Below are 19,174 nucleotides of genomic sequence, written 5' to 3'. Positions count from 1 at the left end.
CCTCCCACATTTTGTGTTTTGAGGGTGTCAGCTATGGCGGTAGAAGCGATCCAGGAGAGCCGGCAAACCTGCCCGCCATGCCCGTGGTTTGATGCCAAAGGTGTGGAGGATTTTCTTGCAGGCCAACACCGCATGCTGCGGTTCATCCGCCGCATCCGGCCGCGCTGCGTGAGCCTGGGCGGTGGGGGACTCGATGGCCAGCGGATGGAAGTTGCGCGCTTCAGTCAGAATCGCCTGCCCCAGCGCCAACGGGGTAGTCGCCTCGTGGCCGGCGTAGTGGTAGGTGCCCCACAGCGGCGCAGCGCAATCGAGTTGCTTGAGCACCGAGATGATCACCCGCGCCGCATCGTCCACCGGCGTCGGGTTGCCCCGGCGGTCGTCGGCCATCAGTAGCTCGTCGGCGCTCTCGGCCCGGGCCAGGAAGCGCCCGAGCGTGCCGTCGACGCTGTCATCGAGCAACCAGCCAAACCGCAGCAGCACATGCTGCGGGCACGTAGCGCGCACGCTTTGTTCGATACGCCACAACGCCTGGCCGCGCAGGCCCAAGGGCACCGGCTCGTCTTTCTCGCTGTAGGCGGTGGCGCGGGAGCCATCGAACACGCGGTAGCTGGAGGGTTGCAGCAGGGTGATGCTGTGATGCTGGCACAGCTCGGCCAGGCGTTCGATGGCGAACTCCTGGGCGGCCAAGCGGGTTTCGCTCACGGCTTCGGCCTGGAACCAGTCGAAATAGTAGGCGAGGTTGATCAAGGCATCGGGACGGGTGTCGTCGAGCAATTGGGTGAGGCTTGCGGCATCCCAGCCGTCTTGGGGCGGTTTGGGGGCGAGGAAACCGATGTCTTCCTCCGCACCGAGGCGAATCAGCGCCTGCCCGAGGGCATTCCCGCCGCCCAGTAACATAAGGCGCATTCGCATAGATTGAGCAGGCCCGGTCTGTTTGGAACGATGGTTATTATCGACAGGCGCGTGTGCCCTGTCGTAGGTCATTGCCAGAATCGTTGCATTTTGCGGGCTTGTAGCGCAACCGTCACGGATTAAGTGTCTTGACGTCGGGTTCGGCGGCCTCCTGTTTCAGCGCCGTACGGGGTGCAAGCAGCACCTGCTGTGGATAAGTCTGGGCGAAATGCACCGACTCGCAATTATCCACAAGCTTTTTCAAACGCTGGTTGAACGCGCGGCTGACCGCGTATTGGCCACCCGACACCGTACGGAACTGCGCCGTGAGCACCACGCCATTGAGGTCCATCTTGTCCACGCCAAATACTTCAAGCGGCCCTTGCAGGTTGTACTTGAGGAACACGTCGTCGCGAATCGATTGGCCCGCTTCGCGGATCAGCTCCACGGCCCTGTCCACATCGGTGTCGTAGGTGAACTGCACCGAGAAGAAGGCATAGGCGAATTGACGGGACTGGTTGGTGACCGCCTTGATCTGCCCGAACGGCACCGAATGCACAAACCCCTTGCCGTCACGCAGGCGCAGGGTGCGGATGGTCAGGCCCTCCACGGTGCCGGCGTGGCCGGAGTCGAGCACCACCCAGTCGCCAATGGACAGGGTGTCTTCGATAATGATGAACAGGCCGGTGATCACATCCTGCACCAATTGCTGGGAACCGAAACCGATCGCCAGTCCCACCACCCCGGCGCCCGCCAGCAACGGCGCGACATTGATGCCCAGGTTGGCCATGGTGGTGATCGCGCAGATCACCACCAGGATGATCTTCACCGCATTGCGCAGCAGCGGCAGGATGGTTTTGACCCGGGTACTGGGCTGGCGACTGGAGCGTTTATTCACCGGAGGTTTGAGGGCTTCCTGGATCGCGGTGTCGAGCACCACCCAGAACAGCCAGGTCACCAACAGGATCAGGCCGATACTGCTGAGGGAATCACTGATGGCACGGCCCACCGAGTTGCGCTGGGCGAATTCGAACAGCGAAACACCCCAGATACGCCCGAGTATCTCGATAAACACGATGGCCATGACGATACGCAAAATCGCGTGCAGCAAACTCAGGAAGCGTTCCTTGTAGGCACTGCTGCGCTGGATCGATACCTGGCTGCGGGACTTGAACAGGTGTTGCAGCACGGTGCTGAGAAACACCGTGCCGATCAGTAACAAGGTGGTGAGCAGCGCGCAGCGCAGGGCCTCTTGGTTGTCGTCACCGGCACCGATCAGGTTGACCGCCGACACCAGCACCATCAACAGAATCGGCCAGTACCAGAGCCCGGAAAACACCCGCAGCGACTGTTGTAATGCCGGATGTTTGAGGCGCTGGGCCAATGGCCGGTTGCGGATCAAATGGGCCACCGGCCGACGCAGACGTACCACCAGCACGCCAAAGATGACCGCTGCAAACAGGCCGGTAAACACAGCGATGCTGCTGGTGATATTGCCGCCCAGTTGCCGAGCGATTTGCGGGCTGGTCAGTGCATCGCTGAGGGCCGCGAGAAAGCCGATCAGGAATAGAGGCTTGGGGCAATAGTCACGAATGATCCGCACGGCAGGCCGCTTGTGCCCGACATTGAACATGACAATGACGCACAGCAACAGCGAGGTGGAAAAGATGCCACTGCTGGTGGCGTAGGCAAAACACAGTGCCAGGGCTCGGCCGACAGACGCAGGTAAAAAGTGACTGACATAAAGGGTCAGCGGCAGGCAGATCAGCGCTGGAATCGTGTAGGGCACTACATAGCTCAGCAGGCCTTGCAGGCGCCGGCGCCGCGCGAGGAATGGGCGCAGGCTCGACCGTCGCACAATCAAGCGCCCAAGCATCGTCAACACCGCAAAGGCACCGACCCACACCCCGGACAACAGCAGGAAATCGCCCGCCACGCTCCAGGGCGAGCGTGCGGCGGTCTGGTCTACCAGGCGCCCTACTTCATCCGCGGCGCGATCAGCACGCAGGCGCCAGGCGTCAATAAGGTTCTGGTCGAGGTCGAGCTTGTTCTGCACGTCGTCGATGCTGGAACTGATGGCCCCGAGCAACCCGCCCTCCACCAGCAGCTCCGGCTTGGCCGGTGTGTCGGCAGCAGGCGCAGAGGCCGCGGCCTGCAATGCGCCGTTGCCGCAGAGCAGCAGTGCGCCAAGCAGTAATGCAGTCTTTAGATTCAGCAAAACAGCAAGCTCCTTCAGCAGGGTCTGTAAGGAACTGACGGGTTTGGGCCTTGATCGTTCCCCGCATGGGCTATGCCCTCCCCTATTTTCATACCCTGTACCGCCTGTAGGAATGTGGAAACTTTCAGCCAAATAGCGCAGTCATCCCATAACGGAGGTCACCTCACCCACCATCCACGGGAGCACACATGGCGGCGATTCACATCGGCATTTCCGGCTGGCGCTACACGCCCTGGCGCGGGGACTTTTACCCCGAAGGGCTGACCCAGAAACGCGAGTTGCAGTTTGCGTCACGCGCCGTCAACAGCATCGAAATCAACGGCTCGTTCTACGCGCTGCAAACCCCCAAGCGCTACGCCGAGTGGTATGCCGATACGCCCGAAGGTTTCCTGTTCAGTGTCAAGGCGCCCCGTTTCATCACGCATATCCTGCGCCTGCGCGACGTGCACAAGCCGATGGCAAATTTCTTCGCTTCCGGGGTGCTGGAACTCAAAGAAAAACTCGGCCCCATCCTCTGGCAGTTTCCGCCCAGCTTCAAATTCGACGCCACGCTGTTCGAAACCTTCCTGGCCGAGTTACCCACCAACACGCAACAGGCCGCCGCCCTCGCCCGCCAGCATGAGCCACGCCTGAACGGCAAGGCGAGCATGAAGGCCTATGCCAAGAAGCCGTTGCGCCATGCCGTGGAGATTCGCCATATGAGTTTTGCCGTGCCCGAGTTCATCAAGATGCTGGATAAGCACGGTGTGGCGCTGGTGGTTGCGGACACTGCCGGCAAGTGGCCGTACGTGGAAGACGTGACCGCCAACTTCATGTACCTGCGCTTGCACGGCGACAAGCAGTTATACGCCAGCGGTTATAGCGCCGAAGCGCTCCAGCGCTGGGGTGACCGCATCAATCGCTGGGCCCAGGGCAAGCAGCCTGCCGATGCACACCTCGTCGACACGCACCACACACCCCGCAGGCGTAAACAGCGCGATGTGTTCTGCTTTTTCGACAACGACATCAAAGTTCGTGCCCCCTTCGATGCACGCCAATTGCTGCAACGTTTCGGGCTGGACCAACACCTGCTCACCGAACCTGGCCGGCTGCCGGAACCAGGAGTATTGCCATGACGCATCCAGAGCTAATCCCCACCCCGCCGACCACCGCCATCACCCGTTTCACGGTGCTGACGGTTAATATCCACAAGGGTTTCACCGCACTGAATCGCCGCTTCATCTTGCCCGAGCTGCGTGAAGCGGTGCGCAGCGTGGGCGCAGACATGGTGTTCTTGCAGGAGATCCATGGCACTCACGAACGCCATCCCCAGCGCTACAGCGACTGGCCAAAAATGCCGCAGTATGAGTTCCTGGCCGACAGCATCTGGCCGCAGTTTGCCTATGGGCGCAATGCCGTGTACCCCCATGGCGACCATGGCAATGCACTGCTGTCGAAATTCCAGATCATCCGCTACGACAACCTCGATATTTCGCAAAGCGGCCATGAAAACCGCGGCCTGCTGCATTGCGTGTTGCGCCTGCCGGGCAGCGGCCAGCAGGTGCACGCGATCTGCATCCACCTGGGCTTGCGCGAGGTGCATCGCCAACAACAATTGCGCTTGCTGGAACAACGTATCAGCGAGATTCCCGCCGATGCGCCGTTGGTGGTCGCTGGCGATTTCAACGACTGGCGGCAAAAAGCCGACCTGAGCCAAAGCGGCCTGCAGGAAGTGTTCATGCACACCCTCGGCAAACCGGCGCGCACCTTCCCGGCACGCCTGCCGTTGCTGCCGCTGGACCGCATTTATGTGCGTAACCTGACGGTGCACAACCCTCGCGTGCTCACCACTCGCCCCTGGTCCCATTTATCAGACCATGTGCCGCTGTCGGTGGAGGTTGAGTTATGAACGTTGCGGTAGACCATATCGCCACAGACCAACCGCCAGATGACAGCAAGGCGCGAGATCTGGATTACGGCTGGCAGAGCGGCAACCAGGTGGCGTTGCTGGAGAACGGCGAGGCGTACTTTCCTGCCGTGTTCGAGGCGTTGCGCAGCGCCGAGCGCGAGATCCTGCTGGAGACCTTCATCCTTTTTGAAGACAAGGTCGGCTTTGAGCTGCACAGCATCCTCATCGAGGCGGCCAAGCGTGGGGTAAAGGTGGTGGTCAGCCTCGACGGTTTTGGTTGCGGCGAGCTGAGCCCGGGCTTCCTGCGGGAGTTGGCCGAAGCCGGGGTGATGGTGCAGATGTTCGACCCGGCGCCCAAGACCTTCGGCATACGCACTAACTGGTTTCGCCGCCTGCACCGCAAGATCGTCGTGGTAGATGCCCGCGTGGCGTTTATCGGCGGGATCAATTTTTCTGCTGACCACTTGGCGGATTTCGGCCCCGAAGCCAAGCAGGATTACGCCGTGCAGGTGATCGGCCCGGCCGTGGCCGACCTGCACCATTTCGCCCTTGCCCAAAGTGGCCGCCAGGTGCGCAGCCGTCGCGGTTGGCGGCGGCGCCAACAGCGGCCTTCACCCTGGACGAACGAGCCAGGCGACGGCCTGGTACGCCTGATTTACCGCGACAATATCCAGCATCGTGACGACATCGAAGAAGCGTATATCCACGCCTTGAGCCAGGCCCGGCAGCGGGTGGTGATCGCCAACGCGTACTTCTTCCCCGGCTACCGCTTGCTTCGCGAGATCCGTAACGCGGCGCGCCGTGGCGTGCAGGTGCAGTTGATCATGCAGGGCCAGCCCGACGTGCTGTTGGCGAAACTGGCCGCGCGCATGCTCTATGACTATCTGCTCAAGGATGGCGTGGTGATTCACGAATACTGCCAACGCCCATTGCACGGCAAGGTGGCGCTGGTGGATGACGAATGGAGCACCGTCGGTTCGAGCAACCTGGACCCACTGAGCCTGGCATTGAACCTGGAGGCCAATGTGCTGATTCGCGACCGGGCTTTCAATCAGCAGCTCTACGAACGCCTGGAAGCCCTCGCCCACAATCATTGCCAGACCATGCCGAAAAAGCGCAAGCCACGCCTGTGGCTCTGGCGCTTGACCGTGGGTTTCCTGGTGTTTCATGTGATGCGCCATTTCCCGGTACTGGCCAGTTGGTTGCCGGCCCACAAACCGCGCTTGAAACCTTTTGAGGCCACGCCCCATGACGTCTGAAGCCCGCCCCCAAGCGCAAGCCTCTGGGTTCAAGCGCTGGAAAAAACCGCTGACGATCGCGTTCTTCGTGCTGCTGATCGTGTTGTTTACCCTGCTGGCCCGGCGCATCGACTGGAGCGAAGTGTTCCAGACCCTGAGCGAGTTCAAGCTACGCACATTGTTCATCGCCGGCGCGCTGACGCTGTGCAGTTTTATCGTCTATGCCTGCTTCGATTTGATCGGCCGCACCTACATTCGCCAGCCGTTGCGTTGGAAGCAGATATTGCCGGTGGGTTTCATCAGCTACGCGTTCAACCTCAACCTCAGCGCCTGGGTCGGTGGCATCGCCATGCGGTATCGGCTGTATTCGCGCCTGGGCGTCAGCACCAGCAATATCGCCAAGATCCTCGGCCTGAGCCTGGCCACCAATTGGTTCGGCTATATGGCGTTGGCCGGGGTGGTGTTCAGCAGCGGGTTGGTGACCCTGCCGCCAGGCTGGAAGCTCAGCAGCGGCGCCTTGCAAGGCGTCGGGGTGTTATTGGTGATCGCGAGCCTGGGCTACCTGGCGGCGTGCCGGTTTTCGAAAAAGCGCGCGTGGTCGATTCGCGGCATCGAGATCAACTTGCCGTCGTTGCGCATGGCCTGTTTGCAGTTGGCCCTGGGTGCGTTGAACTGGTCATTGATGGCCGCGGTGATCTTTACCTTGCTGCCGGCCAAACTGGATTACCCACTGGTGCTGGGCGTGCTGTTGATCAGCGCGATTGCCGGAGTGGTCACCCATATCCCCGCCGGGTTGGGGGTGTTGGAGGCGGTGTTCATTGCACTGTTGCAACATGAGGCGTCGCGGGGGAGTTTGCTGGCGGGGCTGATCGCGTATCGGGCGATTTACTTTATCTGCCCGTTGTTGATTGCACTGGTGATGTATTTGGGGGTGGAGGCCAAGGCCAAGGCGTTGCGAGTGAAGAAGACAGCCTGATGAGGCGGTGGTGACTGTTGAATCGCTATCGCGGGCAAGCCCGGCTCCCACAGGGGAATGCATTCCAAGGTGGGAGCCGGGCTTGCCCGCGATAGCGATCACCAAGGCAACACCTATCGGGACTGAATGATGCTCAACCGCTCCCCCACCACCATCTCGGTAATCCAGTCCACCAGGATCGAGGTGTACGCCTGCTGCGACACCGGGTCGCTCAGGGAATGGTCGGCGCCGTCGATGATGCGGTGGGTCAGCGAATGGGTCTGCTGGCACGCCGCGCGGTAACTCATGATGGTGGCGTGGGGCACATGGTCGTCGGTTTCCGATTCGACAATCAGCACATCGCCGGTAAATTGCGCGCAGGCATGCAGGGCGCGGTTGGTTTCGGCGTGCACGAGGGTGCCGCGGTAATCCATCAGGTCGGCTTTATCCAAGTCGCGCTTGGGCTTGAGCCATTCCTGGTCGCGGTACAGCGCCGGCACTCGCAGCGCCAGCCAACGTACCGGGCGCAACGAGGTGAGGATCGCCGCGAGGTACCCGCCATAGCTGGTGCCCACCACTGCCACCGCCGAGGTGTCGATAGCCGGGTGGGACAGCAGGCGGTCGTAGGCGGCCAGCAGGTCGCGCAGGTTGTCTTCGCGGGTGACGCGGGACAAGGGGATGCCGGTGCCAGCATGGCCACGCAGGTCGAAGGTCAGGCATACACATCCAAGGCCTGCGATGCCTTTGGCCCGCTCCAGGTCGCGCTCCTGGCTGCCGCCCCAGCCGTGCACGAACAACACGCCGGGCACTTTGGACTTGGGACTGAGGAATGTCCCGCTCATCTGTTCGTCGTCTATACCGATGGTGATGCTCTCGCTTCTAGCCGTCATAAGTCTTGACCGTCACATACTTGAGTAGAAAGTCGCTGTTTTCGGCCGGGCCTCGGTATACCTCGATGGCATGCGCCGGCAGCGCCTGGTCTACATAGGTTTCTACCGAGGACACACGGATGGCCTTAAGGCCCGGATGGTTGATAAAACTCTGCAACGCCGCGACTTCCGCGCTGCTGGCCCCGCCCATGCGCCAGGATTGTTCGAGCACACCACTGCGGCGCTGGCCTGTGCTGTCCAGGCCTTGGGCGATGTCGTAGTTGCGGCGCGAGGCGAAGAAGCCTGGGTAGGCCTCATTCGCAGCACGGTCGAAAACCAGCGCCTGTTCGATGGCCACACGCACGTCTTCAGGCAGATCCAGTTTGAGCAGGGCAGCATAATCACCGGGGACGACCAGCAGATCGGAACCGCCGTAGACCTCTTCCCCCTGCCCGTCTCGCGTCAGGTGCTGCTCGCCGCAGTAGCTGAAGAGGTGATCGCCGATAAAACTCTGGCCCACACTGTGGGTGACCACCTCGTGCAGGTCTTGTTCCAGCACCATACCTTCATTGAACATTCGGGCCGCTTCCGGGCGCGCCACTATCGCGTCGAACTCATCCAGGCTGTGGATAACTTCCTGCCCCCGCCCTGCACAGGCATTTACGGGTTTCAGACGAATCGGGCCGCTGTAGAGCAAGCGGGTCGCGGCAGACCGTGCATCCTCAAGGGCGAACACACTCACACCGTCCAACACCACGTCACGCACACGTTCGCAGAATGACGGCGACCAGCCTTCGGGCGCCTTTGCCTCGGGACTCAGCAGGCCGTGACTGATGGCTTTGGTGCAGATGAACGCGTGATCGACATAGCCGCCCCACAGATCGCCCGGCCCCTTGATATTGAGCTGGCGCGCTTGGGCGGGCCCGACCAGGGTTTGCGTGGGCAGCAGATACAATTCCCGACCCGCATGCAGGGCCGGGTCGTAACTGCCCCCGAACTTGAGCCCCAGGATCTGCGCGAGCCAGCGTGCGAGGGCTCGGTTGGTTTCGATTTCATGCAGGGGCGCCCCCTCTCGCATGGAGTGGGCGACCACCAACTTCTTGCGACTTATGGGGGTCATGCGGTCCCCTTTTCCATCAACCTTTGTGTAGCAGTGAGGTTGCATGGATCAGGCCAACGCGGGGATTGAGGGGAGAGCTGTTAAATCAATCAGTTGCGCAAAAAGTGATGGCCGTTAGCCTGTTTTATTTTGCACGACCCGGGGCGAACCCTGCGGCGTTCTGCACGATTCAAACCCCGAAGCGGTTGCGGTAATCACTGGGGGACAGGCCGGTGATTTTCTTGAAGATGGCGCGAAAGGCGCTGGGGTCCTGATAGCCGACGGTCCAGGCAATGTGATCGATCGTGCCGTTAGTGAACTCCAGCATCTGCCGCGCCTTGCCGACTCGCAGATGCTGACAGTACTCGGTGGGTTTCAGCCCGGTGGCGTTGCGAAAGCGGCGCAAGAACGTGCGCGCCTCCAAGTTCGCCTCCTGCGCCATCGCCGCCACGGACACATCCACCGCGCCACTGGCCTGCAGCCAATGCTGGACCTTGAGAACCGCACCATCACCATGCCTGAGAATCGGCGCAAAGTTGCTACCGCACTGGCTGGCACTGGCGCTGTGCTCGATCACCAGAAAGCGCGCAGTGTCAGCTGCAATGCTCGGACCCATAAGCCGATCGACCAGGCGCAGGCCCAGCTCCGACCAGGCCATCAGCCCAGCGGAGGTGATCAGGTCGCCGTCATCGACAATAGGTTTATCCGCTTCCAGTCGCACCGCCGGGTAACAGGCCGCAAAAGACTTCGCGGAGGACCAGTGGGTGGTGGCACTGCGGCCATCCAACAGGCCGCTGCGCGCCAGCATGATCGAGCCGATGCACACGCCGCCCAGCACGGTGCCGCCCGCATGTTGCAGGCGCAGCCATTCCAGCAGCGCAAGCGGCGCCTGGTCTTCGGTGAACTCTGCAATCGAGGGCGGCACCAACACGGCCATCATCGGTTGCTCGGGGCCTGGGTGGCTGTCGAACGTGCGCGCGGGCGTGCCGTGGGCATCTACCTGCCAGTGGCTGACCCGCAGCAGCGGTAATTGCGCAGATTCATGCTCGGCGGCGATGCGGTTAGCGACCCCGAACAGGTCGGTCAGCCCGTGGACTGCGGCGAGTTGCGCGCCCTGGTAGATCAACACACCCAGCTCGACAGTGCTGCGTTGCGCGGCCATTGTCAGTTTTCCCCCTGTTATTGTCGGTGCAGCCAATTCTCGGTGTGATCGCCAGCTAAGATACTAGGCCCATCAACCCATCACGAGGCAACACACATGGCCAAGCAGGCGCTCATCCTAATCGATATCCAGAACGACTACTTCCCCCAGGGCAAGTGGCCGCTCGACGGCGTGGAAGCCGCAGCGGACAAGGCGGCGCAGGTGCTCCAGGCGTTTCGACAAGCAGGCGATGCGGTGATTCATGTACGGCATGAGTTCGCTGGCGACGACGCACCGTTCTTCACACCGGGCTCCGAAGGCGCGCATTTGCATGCCAAGGTGCTCAACGAGGGCGATGAACCGGTGGTGCTCAAACACTTCGTGAATGCGTTTCGCCAAACCAACCTGCGCGAACTGCTGGAACAGCGCAGCATCACCGATGTGGTGGTAGTGGGCAGCATGAGCCATATGTGCGTTGACGCCGTGGTGCGGGCGGCAGCGGACCTGGGCTACAAGGTTACGGTGATCCATGACGCCTGCGCGACCCGCGACCAGGAATTCAACGGCCAGGTGATTCCGGCGGCACAGGTGCACGGGGCGTACATGGCCTCCCTGGCATTTGGCTATGCGGGTGTAGTGTCGGCAGAGGAATATCTGAAAGCCCAAACAGCGGCTGCGTGACCGCCACCTGGGCTGATCGCTTTAGCGTGTGGCAATGATGAACAGCCGCGGAAAGGGCAACAACACCGTGCCATCGGCCAGGGCTGGATAAGCCTGGGTAATTCGCGCCTGGTATTGCTGCAGGAAGGCGGCTTTTTCATCGTCCGTCAACGGCGCAAGAAAAGGCCGCAATGCCGAAGCCTTGAACCACTCCACCACCGCCGCGTGGTCCGCCAAGGGGTGTTGATAGGTGGTGCGCCACACATCCACGGTACTGCAATGCTTGCTCAGCAGTTCGTAGTAATAACTGGCGGTGTGCCGTTCATTGTGTTTGACCGCCCCTATCTTTGCCGACCATGGGCCATCGGCCGCGACTTCTCGGGCCAGGCGATGAGCGGGCTCGTCAAGGTTGTCCGGGGTTTGCACCGCCAGCGTACCGCCTGGGTTCAGTTGGTGGACCAAATGCGGGTAGAGCGTGGCGTGGTCGGGCAGCCATTGCAGCGAGGCATTGGCCAGGATCACATCCAAGCGTTGCGCAGGATGCCAGGCGCCGATATCTGCCAGCTCGAAGTTCAACCTGGGCAGGCGCTTGCGGGCGTCTGCCAACATGTCATCGGAGCTGTCCATGCCAGTGACGTGCGCTTGGGGGAAACGCTCGGCCAGCACTTGGGTGGAGTTTCCCGGCCCGCACCCCAGGTCGACTGCGGTGCCCACGTCGGTGTTGGGAATTGCCGCAACCAGGTCACGGACGGGGCGAGTGCGCTGCTGTTCGAACATCGTGTACTGCTTGGCGGACCAGGTCATCACAGTCTTCCTTCTTTCTTAGAGGTGGCGACAGCCTAAATCTTGTGAGCCATGAGAACAAATGCTGGGGTTGGTGTGCTGCCTGTATGTACTAAGGCATCCCGCGCTCGACGCCTGCACGTCGACCATAAAAAACCCCCGATGCTTTCGCTATCGGGGGTTTTGTTTGTTCAGGGTCGGTCTTGGACCTTAGAACGGGATATCGTCATCAAAGCTGTCGAAATCCGGAGCCGGTTGCGGAGCAGCCTGTTGTGGTGCTGGGCGCGACTCACGCTGTGGCTGCTGGCTTGGCTGCGGACGCGACTGCTGTGGGCGCGGTGCCGAGTTGGACATGCCGCCCTGGCCCTGTTGGTCGCCCTGTGGACGGCCGCCCAGCAGTTGCATGGTGCCTTGCATGTCGACCACGATTTCGGTGGTGTAACGCTTGATGCCGTCTTTTTCCCACTCGCGGGTTTGCAGTTTGCCTTCGATGTACACCTGCGAACCTTTGCGCAGGTATTCACCGGCGATCTCTGCGACCTTGCCGAACATCGACACGCGGTGCCACTCGGTTTTCTCTTTGCGCTCGTTGGTCTGCTTATCGGTCCATTGCTCGCTGGTCGCCAGACTTAGGTTGGTCACAGCATTACCGTTAGGCAAGTAGCGAACTTCGGGATCCTGGCCGCAAGTACCGACCAATATGACTTTGTTAACCCCACGGGCCATAACGTTCTCCTAGGCTGGGCGCGCTGTCGGCACTGGGTTGACCAGTTGCTCGAGCGTCGCGCGATCCAATAATTCGGTGTCCAATTTGATGTAAATGGCCGCCTCTTCAGCGACCACGACTGCATCCGTTACCCCTACGACAGCCTTCAGGCGCTCTACCAGGCCGGCTTCGCGGATTGCCTCGGGCGATAGCGGCAAACGCAGACTGGTGACGTAGGGAGGTTCGCGCATGGTAACAGCAAAGACCAGCCAAAGTGCAGCCAGCCCGGCGCATCCGAGGAACACAACCGACAAACCGCCATGCTGGAACATCCAGCCGCCCATGATGCCGCCCAACGCGGAACCCAGGAACTGGCTGGTGGAATACACCCCCATGGCCGTGCCCTTGCCGCCTGCCGGTGAAACTTTACTGATCAGTGACGGCAACGACGCTTCGAGCAGGTTGAAGGCGGTGAAAAACACCACCGTACCGATCACCAGCGCTCGCAGGCTATCGCCGAACTGCCAGAAGAATAGTTCAGTGAGCATCAATGTCGCGACGGCGCCGAGTAAAACTCGTTTCATTTTGCGTTTCTTCTCGCCATAGATGATGAACGGGATCATGGCGAAGAACGAAATCAACAGCGCAGTGAGGTAGACCCACCAGTGCTGCTCCTTGGGCAGGCCAGCTTTTTCCACCAGGGCCAGGGGTAAGGCGACGAAGCTGCACATCAGCATGGCGTGTAATACGAAGATACCTAAATCCAGGCGCAGCAGGTCCGGGTGCTTGAGCGTCGGAAGCAACGCCTTGCGTGCGACGCCCGATTCACGATGCTGCAGGGTACCGGTGGAGCGCGGCACCATAAAGGCAACGATCAGGATGCCAAACAACGCCATGCCGCCTGTGGCCAGGAACAGCCCATGCAAGCCGAACGCGCGCGTGAGCAAGGGCCCGACCACCATGGCCACGGCAAACGACAGGCCGATGGTCATGCCGATCATCGCCATGGCCTTGGTGCGGTGTTGTTCGCGGGTCAGGTCCGACAGCAGCGCCATCACGGCGGCGGAAATCGCACCGGCGCCCTGCAGGATGCGGCCGGCGATCACGCCCCAGATCGAATCGGACCGGGCCGCTAGCACACTGCCAAGGGCGAATACGATCAGCCCGAGATAGATCACCGGGCGACGGCCAATGCGGTCGGAAATAATCCCGAACGGGATCTGGAAAATCGCCTGGGTCAGGCCATAGGCACCAATCGCCAGGCCGATCAAGGCGGGGGTCGCACCTGCGAGATCCATCCCATAGGTGGCCAGCACTGGCAACACCATAAACATGCCCAGCATACGGAAGGCGAACACCAGGGCCAGCCCGCTTGCCGCTCGGGTCTCGCCGCTACTCATGCGTTCGCTGTGGGGATCGTGCATGGAAAAACCTCGTGTGAACCGGCGGCGATTCTACCAGTCCCATCGATTGAGAGGGTATATGCGGCGCTTTGCCGCGCAGCTTTCATGTAAGGCTGCAGGCGGCGTTTTGACAGTGTATATTCATCCAGTCTTTAGCCGTATACTCCGGCATCATTTACGCCCGCCGTGCGAGGCCATCTTGGACAAGATCCTGATTCGTGGGGCTAGAACCCACAACCTGAAGAACATCGACCTGACCCTGCCCCGGGACAAACTGATCGTCATCACCGGCTTGTCCGGCTCCGGCAAATCGTCCCTGGCGTTCGACACGCTGTATGCCGAAGGTCAGCGTCGCTATGTGGAATCGCTGTCGGCCTACGCCCGGCAGTTCCTGTCGATGATGGAAAAGCCCGATGTCGACACCATTGAAGGCCTGTCGCCGGCTATTTCCATCGAGCAGAAATCCACGTCCCACAACCCGCGCTCCACCGTGGGTACCATTACCGAGATCTACGACTACCTGCGCCTGCTCTACGCACGCGTGGGTATCCCCCGCTGCCCGGACCACGATATCCCCCTGGAAGCCCAGACCGTCAGCCAGATGGTCGACCTGGTGCTGGCCCAGCCCGAAGGCGCCAAGCTGATGCTGCTGGCGCCTGTCATTCGCGAGCGCAAGGGCGAACACCTGTCGGTCTTCGAAGAGCTGCGTGCCCAGGGTTTTGTACGTGCGCGCATCAACGGCAAGCTCTATGAGCTGGACGAAGCGCCGAAGCTGGACAAGCAGAAAAAGCACTCCATTGATGTGGTGGTCGACCGATTCAAGGTGCGCGCCGACTTGCAGCAGCGTTTGGCGGAATCGTTCGAAACCGCGCTGAAGCTGGCCGATGGCATTGCTCTGGTAGCGCCGATGGATGACGAGCCGGGCGAAGAGATCATCTTCTCCGCACGCTTCGCCTGCCCGATCTGTGGCCATGCCATCAGCGAGCTGGAACCCAAACTGTTTTCCTTCAACAACCCGGCCGGCGCCTGCCCGACTTGCGACGGCCTGGGTGTGAAGCAGTTTTTCGACATCAAGCGCCTGGTCAATGGCGAGCTGACCTTGGCCGAGGGTGCGATACGCGGATGGGACAGGCGTAACGTCTACTACTTCCAGATGCTTGGGTCGTTGGCCTCCCACTACAAGTTCAGCCTGGAAGTACCGTTCAACCAACTGCCAGCAGACCAGCAGAAGGTCATTCTAAATGGCAGCGGTTCACAGAATGTCGACTTCAAATACCTGAACGATCGCGGCGATATCGTCAAGCGCTCGCACCCGTTCGAAGGCATCGTGCCGAACCTGGAACGCCGTTACCGCGAAACCGAATCGGCGAGCGTGCGCGAGGAGCTGGCGAAGTTCCTCAGCACACAGCCATGCCCGGATTGCCGTGGCACGCGCCTGCGCCGTGAAGCCCGGCATGTATGGGTGGGCGAGAAGACCCTGCCGGCAGTAACCAACCTGCCGATCGGCGATGCCTGTGAATACTTTGGCGTGCTGAAGCTGACCGGTCGTCGTGGAGAGATTGCCGACAAGATCCTCAAGGAGATTCGCGAGCGATTGCAGTTCCTGGTCAACGTGGGCCTGGACTATCTGTCGCTGGACCGCAGTGCCGATACCCTGTCTGGCGGTGAGGCACAGCGCATTCGCCTGGCCAGCCAGATCGGCGCCGGCCTCGTGGGCGTGCTGTATATCCTCGACGAGCCGTCGATTGGCTTGCACCAACGGGATAACGACCGCCTGCTGGGCACGCTGAAACACCTTCGCGATATCGGCAATACCGTGATTGTGGTCGAGCATGATGAAGACGCTATCCGCCTGGCGGACTACGTGGTCGATATCGGCCCCGGCGCGGGCGTGCATGGCGGCCATATCGTTGCTGAAGGCACGCCTGCCGAGGTGATGGCACATCCTGACTCACTGACCGGCAAATACTTGTCCGGCCGTGTGAAGATTGAAGTACCCGCCAAGCGAACGCCGCGTAACAAGAAGATGGCGCTGCATCTAAAGGGCGCGCGCGGGAACAACCTGCGCAATGTCGACCTGGAGATTCCGCTGGGCCTGCTGACCTGCGTGACCGGTGTTTCCGGTTCGGGCAAGTCGACGCTGATCAACAACACCCTGTTCCCACTGAGTGCCACCGCCCTGAATGGCGCGACCACCCTGGAAGCGGCGGCTCACGACAGCATCAAGGGCCTGGAGCATCTGGACAAGGTGGTCGACATCGACCAGAGCCCGATTGGGCGTACGCCTCGCTCCAACCCAGCCACCTACACCGGGCTGTTTACCCCTATCCGTGAGTTGTTCGCTGGCGTGCCAGAGTCGCGCTCACGGGGTTATGGGCCGGGCCGCTTCTCGTTCAACGTCAAGGGTGGCCGCTGTGAAGCGTGCCAGGGCGATGGCCTGATCAAGGTGGAAATGCACTTCCTGCCGGACATCTACGTGCCGTGCGATGTGTGCAAGAGCAAGCGCTACAACCGCGAGACCCTGGAGATCAAGTACAAGGGCAAGAGCATCCATGAAACCCTGGAGATGACGATCGAGGAAGCTCGCGAGTTCTTCGACGCAGTGCCGGCGCTGGCGCGCAAGCTGCAGACGCTGATGGATGTGGGCCTGTCGTACATCAAGCTGGGGCAGTCAGCGACCACGCTGTCGGGTGGCGAGGCGCAGCGGGTCAAGCTATCTCGCGAGCTGTCCAAGCGTGATACCGGCAAAACCTTGTACATCCTCGATGAGCCGACCACTGGCCTGCACTTCGCGGATATCCAGCAGTTGCTGGACGTACTGCACCGCTTGCGGGACCACGGCAATACCGTGGTGGTGATCGAGCACAACCTTGATGTGATCAAGACTGCCGACTGGCTGGTAGACCTGGGGCCAGAAGGTGGTTCTAAGGGTGGCCAGATCATCGCAGTGGGCACTCCGGAGCAGGTTTCCGAAATGCCTCAATCGCACACCGGTTACTACTTGAAACCGTTGCTGGAACGCGACAGGGCCTGATTTTTTCATCGCCCAATAAAAAGCCCCTGCCACTTTGCGGTGACAGGGGCTTTTTTGTAACCGGGAATCAGAACTGCGATTGCAGGTAATTCTCCAGGCCGATCAACTTGATCAGGCCCAACTGCTTTTCCAGCCAGTAGGTGTGATCTTCTTCGGTGTCATTCAACTGCACCCGCAATATTTCGCGGGTGACATAGTCGTTGTGCTGTTCGCAAAGCTCAATGCCCTTGCAGAGTGCGGCACGGACCTTGTACTCAAGGCGAAGATCGGCAGCGAGCATATCAGGCACTGTGGTACCCACGTCCAGATCATCAGGACGCATACGCGGCGTGCCTTCGAGCATCAGAATGCGGCGCATCAGGGCGTCAGCGTGCTGTGCCTCTTCTTCCATTTCGTGGTTGATACGCTCATAGAGCTCGGTAAAGCCCCAGTCTTCGTACATACGCGAATGGATGAAATATTGGTCACGAGCTGCCAGTTCGCCCGTCAGCAACGTGTTGAGGTAATCGATTACGTCGGGGTGACCTTGCATCGCCCTACATCTCCCTGCTTGAAAGACTGTAGTTTGAACCATGCTGACTTGAAGGTCACGGGACAAACGGCAGAAAAGTGAAGATTTCCGGAGAAAAGTAGCTGAAATAACGCAAAAACCGCCCAAATGAGGGCGGTTCTGCTTATCGTTTAGAGTCAGTTAAGCGATACACCCAGTGCCTTTGCAATTGCTTCTCCATAAGCCGGGTCAGCCTTATAGAAGTGCTGCAGCTGACGCTGGACCACATCGCTGGAAACCCCAGCCATTGCGCCCGCGATGTTATTGGTGAGCAACGCTTTCTGCTCATCATTCATCAGACGGAACAGCGCACTGGCGTGGCTGTAGTAGTCCGTATCTTCGCGGTGATCGTAACGATCGGCAGCGCCGCTCAGGGCCAGTGCTGGCTCTGCATATTGCGGGGCTTGTTTCGGTGCGTCGGCATAGCTGTTTGGCTCGTAGTTCGGAGCCGCCCCACCGTTGCTGCCGAAAGCCATGGAACCGTCACGCTGGTAGCTGTTAACCGGGCTACGTGGCGCGTTCACCGGCAGTTGCTGGTGGTTGGTACCCACACGGTAGCGGTGAGCATCGGCGTAGGCGAATACCCGACCTTGGAGCATACGGTCTGGGGACAGGCCAACGCCTGGGACCATGTTGCTTGGGCCAAATGCAGCCTGCTCAACTTCCGCGAAGTAGTTCTGCGGATTACGGTTGAGCTCCAGCTCACCCACTTCAATCAACGGAAACTCTTTTTGCGACCAGGTCTTGGTCACATCAAACGGGTTTTCGTAATGGGCATTCGCCTGCGCCTCGGTCATGATCTGGATGCACACGCGCCACTTGGGGAAGTCACCGCGCTCGATTGCACCAAACAGATCGCGCTGGGCGTAGTCAGGATCGGTACCCGCCAAGCGGGCAGCCTCGGCCGGAGCCAGGTTCTTGATGCCTTGCTTGGTCTTGTAGTGCCACTTCACCCAATGACGCTCGCCCTGGGCATTGATCAGACTGTAAGTGTGGCTGCCGAAACCGTGCATGTGACGGTAGCCGTCTGGAATCCCGCGGTCCGAAAACAGGATGGTGACCTGGTGCAATGCCTCAGGGGAGTGCGACCAGAAATCCCACATCATCTGCGCGCTTTTCAGGTTGCTTTGGGGCAAACGCTTCTGGGTGTGGATAAAATCCGGGAACTTCAGCGGATCACGGATAAAAAACACAGGGGTGTTGTTACCGACGATGTCCCAGTTGCCTTCCTCGGTGTAGAACTTCAAGGCGAAGCCACGTGGATCGCGCTCAGTGTCGGCCGAACCGCGCTCCCCACCTACCGTGGAGAAACGCAGGAACGTAGGCGTCTGCTTGCCAACAGACTCGAACAATTTGGCGCTGGTGTATTGGGTAATGTCTTTTGTCACCGTGAAGGTACCGAAGGCACCCGAACCTTTGGCGTGCACGCGACGCTCAGGGATGTTTTCACGGTTGAAGTGAGCGAGCTTCTCGATCAGGTGAAAATCGTCGAGCAGCAAGGGGCCACGAGGGCCGGCGGAACGTGAGTTCTGATTGTCCGCAACGGGCGCGCCGCTGGCGGTGGTAAGGACTTTATTCTGGCTCATGCGCATCTTCCTCAGGTCGGGCTTGAAACTGCCGGCTAATCGGCTTGGAGGGAGTATTGACCATTCACATGACACCTACAAATTCATTAAATTGTAGGCTTCAATAGAAAATAACTACCAACATGCCCGATGCTCATAGTGAAGCGTGTCGCC

16 protein-coding genes are annotated in these 19,174 nt (G+C 60.4%); 6 read left to right on the top strand and 10 right to left on the bottom strand.

Annotation, left to right across the window (positions count from 1 at the left end):
- Positions 1 to 27 precede the first annotated feature (27 nt).
- Together GIV35_RS10400 and GIV35_RS10395 are read right to left on the bottom strand one after the other, a co-directional pair.
- The gene (locus tag GIV35_RS10400; protein ID WP_105228716.1) at positions 28 to 912 is read right to left on the bottom strand and encodes a sugar nucleotide-binding protein; all 885 of its coding nucleotides are present in this window, start codon (positions 910 to 912) and stop codon (positions 28 to 30) included.
- Between the two features lie 112 nt (positions 913 to 1,024).
- Positions 1,025 to 3,109 (bottom strand): mechanosensitive ion channel family protein, encoded by a 2,085-nt coding sequence (locus tag GIV35_RS10395; RefSeq protein WP_236264454.1) that lies wholly within the window; start codon positions 3,107 to 3,109, stop codon positions 1,025 to 1,027.
- Between the two features lie 188 nt (positions 3,110 to 3,297).
- Between GIV35_RS10395 and GIV35_RS10390 the strand changes: the two genes are divergently transcribed.
- Genes GIV35_RS10390 through GIV35_RS10375 form a run of 4 tightly spaced genes read left to right on the top strand, consistent with a single transcriptional unit; the run spans position 3,298 to position 7,211 of the window.
- Positions 3,298 to 4,224, top strand: coding sequence for a DUF72 domain-containing protein (locus GIV35_RS10390; RefSeq protein ID WP_223024235.1), 927 nt, complete (start codon positions 3,298 to 3,300; stop codon positions 4,222 to 4,224).
- A complete protein-coding gene (locus GIV35_RS10385; RefSeq protein ID WP_032895083.1) occupies positions 4,221 to 4,997 on the top strand; it encodes an endonuclease/exonuclease/phosphatase family protein in 777 nt (258 codons plus the stop codon). Before GIV35_RS10390 ends, GIV35_RS10385 begins: the two co-directional genes overlap by 4 nt.
- Positions 4,994 to 6,256 carry a cardiolipin synthase ClsB gene (gene clsB, locus GIV35_RS10380; RefSeq protein WP_223024234.1) on the top strand — a complete coding sequence of 421 codons (1,263 nt, stop codon included), beginning with the start codon at positions 4,994 to 4,996 and terminating at the stop codon, positions 6,254 to 6,256. The genes GIV35_RS10385 and clsB overlap by 4 nt, the downstream gene beginning before the upstream one ends.
- Entirely contained in the window at positions 6,246 to 7,211 is a 966-nt protein-coding gene (locus tag GIV35_RS10375; RefSeq protein WP_223024233.1) for a lysylphosphatidylglycerol synthase domain-containing protein, read from the top strand. Before clsB ends, GIV35_RS10375 begins: the two co-directional genes overlap by 11 nt.
- A 113-nt stretch (positions 7,212 to 7,324) precedes the next feature.
- Here the strand turns inward: GIV35_RS10375 and GIV35_RS10370 are convergent, their stop codons facing one another.
- From GIV35_RS10370 to GIV35_RS10360, 3 genes are all read right to left on the bottom strand, one after another.
- Complete coding sequence (locus tag GIV35_RS10370) at positions 7,325 to 8,080, bottom strand: alpha/beta hydrolase family protein (RefSeq protein ID WP_105228721.1); 756 nt, start codon at positions 8,078 to 8,080, stop codon at positions 7,325 to 7,327.
- Positions 8,070 to 9,179 (bottom strand): DUF3182 family protein, encoded by a 1,110-nt coding sequence (locus tag GIV35_RS10365; protein WP_223024232.1) that lies wholly within the window; start codon positions 9,177 to 9,179, stop codon positions 8,070 to 8,072. Before GIV35_RS10365 ends, GIV35_RS10370 begins: the two co-directional genes overlap by 11 nt.
- Before the next feature lie 169 nt (positions 9,180 to 9,348).
- Positions 9,349 to 10,320 carry a GlxA family transcriptional regulator gene (locus GIV35_RS10360; RefSeq protein WP_105228723.1) on the bottom strand — a complete coding sequence of 324 codons (972 nt, stop codon included), beginning with the start codon at positions 10,318 to 10,320 and terminating at the stop codon, positions 9,349 to 9,351.
- A 96-nt stretch (positions 10,321 to 10,416) separates the two neighbouring features.
- On the opposite strand from GIV35_RS10360, the gene GIV35_RS10355 reads away from it, so the two are divergent.
- Entirely contained in the window at positions 10,417 to 10,980 is a 564-nt protein-coding gene (locus GIV35_RS10355; RefSeq protein ID WP_200647584.1) for a cysteine hydrolase family protein, read from the top strand.
- 21 nt (positions 10,981 to 11,001) lie between these two features.
- Here the strand turns inward: GIV35_RS10355 and tam are convergent, their stop codons facing one another.
- From tam to GIV35_RS10340, 3 genes are all read right to left on the bottom strand, one after another.
- Positions 11,002 to 11,763 (bottom strand): trans-aconitate 2-methyltransferase, encoded by a 762-nt coding sequence (tam, locus tag GIV35_RS10350; protein WP_105228725.1) that lies wholly within the window; start codon positions 11,761 to 11,763, stop codon positions 11,002 to 11,004.
- A 189-nt stretch (positions 11,764 to 11,952) separates the two neighbouring features.
- Entirely contained in the window at positions 11,953 to 12,468 is a 516-nt protein-coding gene (locus GIV35_RS10345; RefSeq protein ID WP_105228726.1) for a single-stranded DNA-binding protein, read from the bottom strand.
- Positions 12,469 to 12,477: 9 nt separating this feature from the next.
- A complete protein-coding gene (locus tag GIV35_RS10340; RefSeq protein WP_236264453.1) occupies positions 12,478 to 13,872 on the bottom strand; it encodes an MFS transporter in 1,395 nt (464 codons plus the stop codon).
- A gap of 178 nt (positions 13,873 to 14,050) precedes the next feature.
- On the opposite strand from GIV35_RS10340, the gene uvrA reads away from it, so the two are divergent.
- Positions 14,051 to 16,885: an excinuclease ABC subunit UvrA gene (gene uvrA / locus GIV35_RS10335; protein ID WP_003194630.1), complete on the top strand. Its 2,835-nt coding sequence runs from the start codon at positions 14,051 to 14,053 to the stop codon at positions 16,883 to 16,885.
- Between the two features lie 67 nt (positions 16,886 to 16,952).
- Here uvrA and bfr read toward each other — a convergent pair whose 3' ends face one another.
- On the bottom strand, positions 16,953 to 17,417 hold the full coding sequence (gene bfr / locus GIV35_RS10330; protein ID WP_003176400.1) for a bacterioferritin: 465 nt from the start codon (positions 17,415 to 17,417) through the stop codon (positions 16,953 to 16,955).
- A gap of 155 nt (positions 17,418 to 17,572) precedes the next feature.
- Positions 17,573 to 19,021, bottom strand: a complete 1,449-nt coding sequence (locus GIV35_RS10325) for a catalase (RefSeq protein WP_236264452.1) — start codon at positions 19,019 to 19,021, stop codon at positions 17,573 to 17,575.
- Positions 19,022 to 19,174: the final 153 nt, after the last annotated feature.

The sequence above is a fragment of the Pseudomonas sp. PA-1-6B genome (assembly GCF_021609545.1).
Lineage (GTDB): Bacteria > Pseudomonadota > Gammaproteobacteria > Pseudomonadales > Pseudomonadaceae > Aquipseudomonas > Aquipseudomonas fluorescens_BV.
The sequence above is the reverse complement of the archived record's forward strand: the minus strand, read 5'-3'. Positions and strand labels throughout refer to the sequence as shown.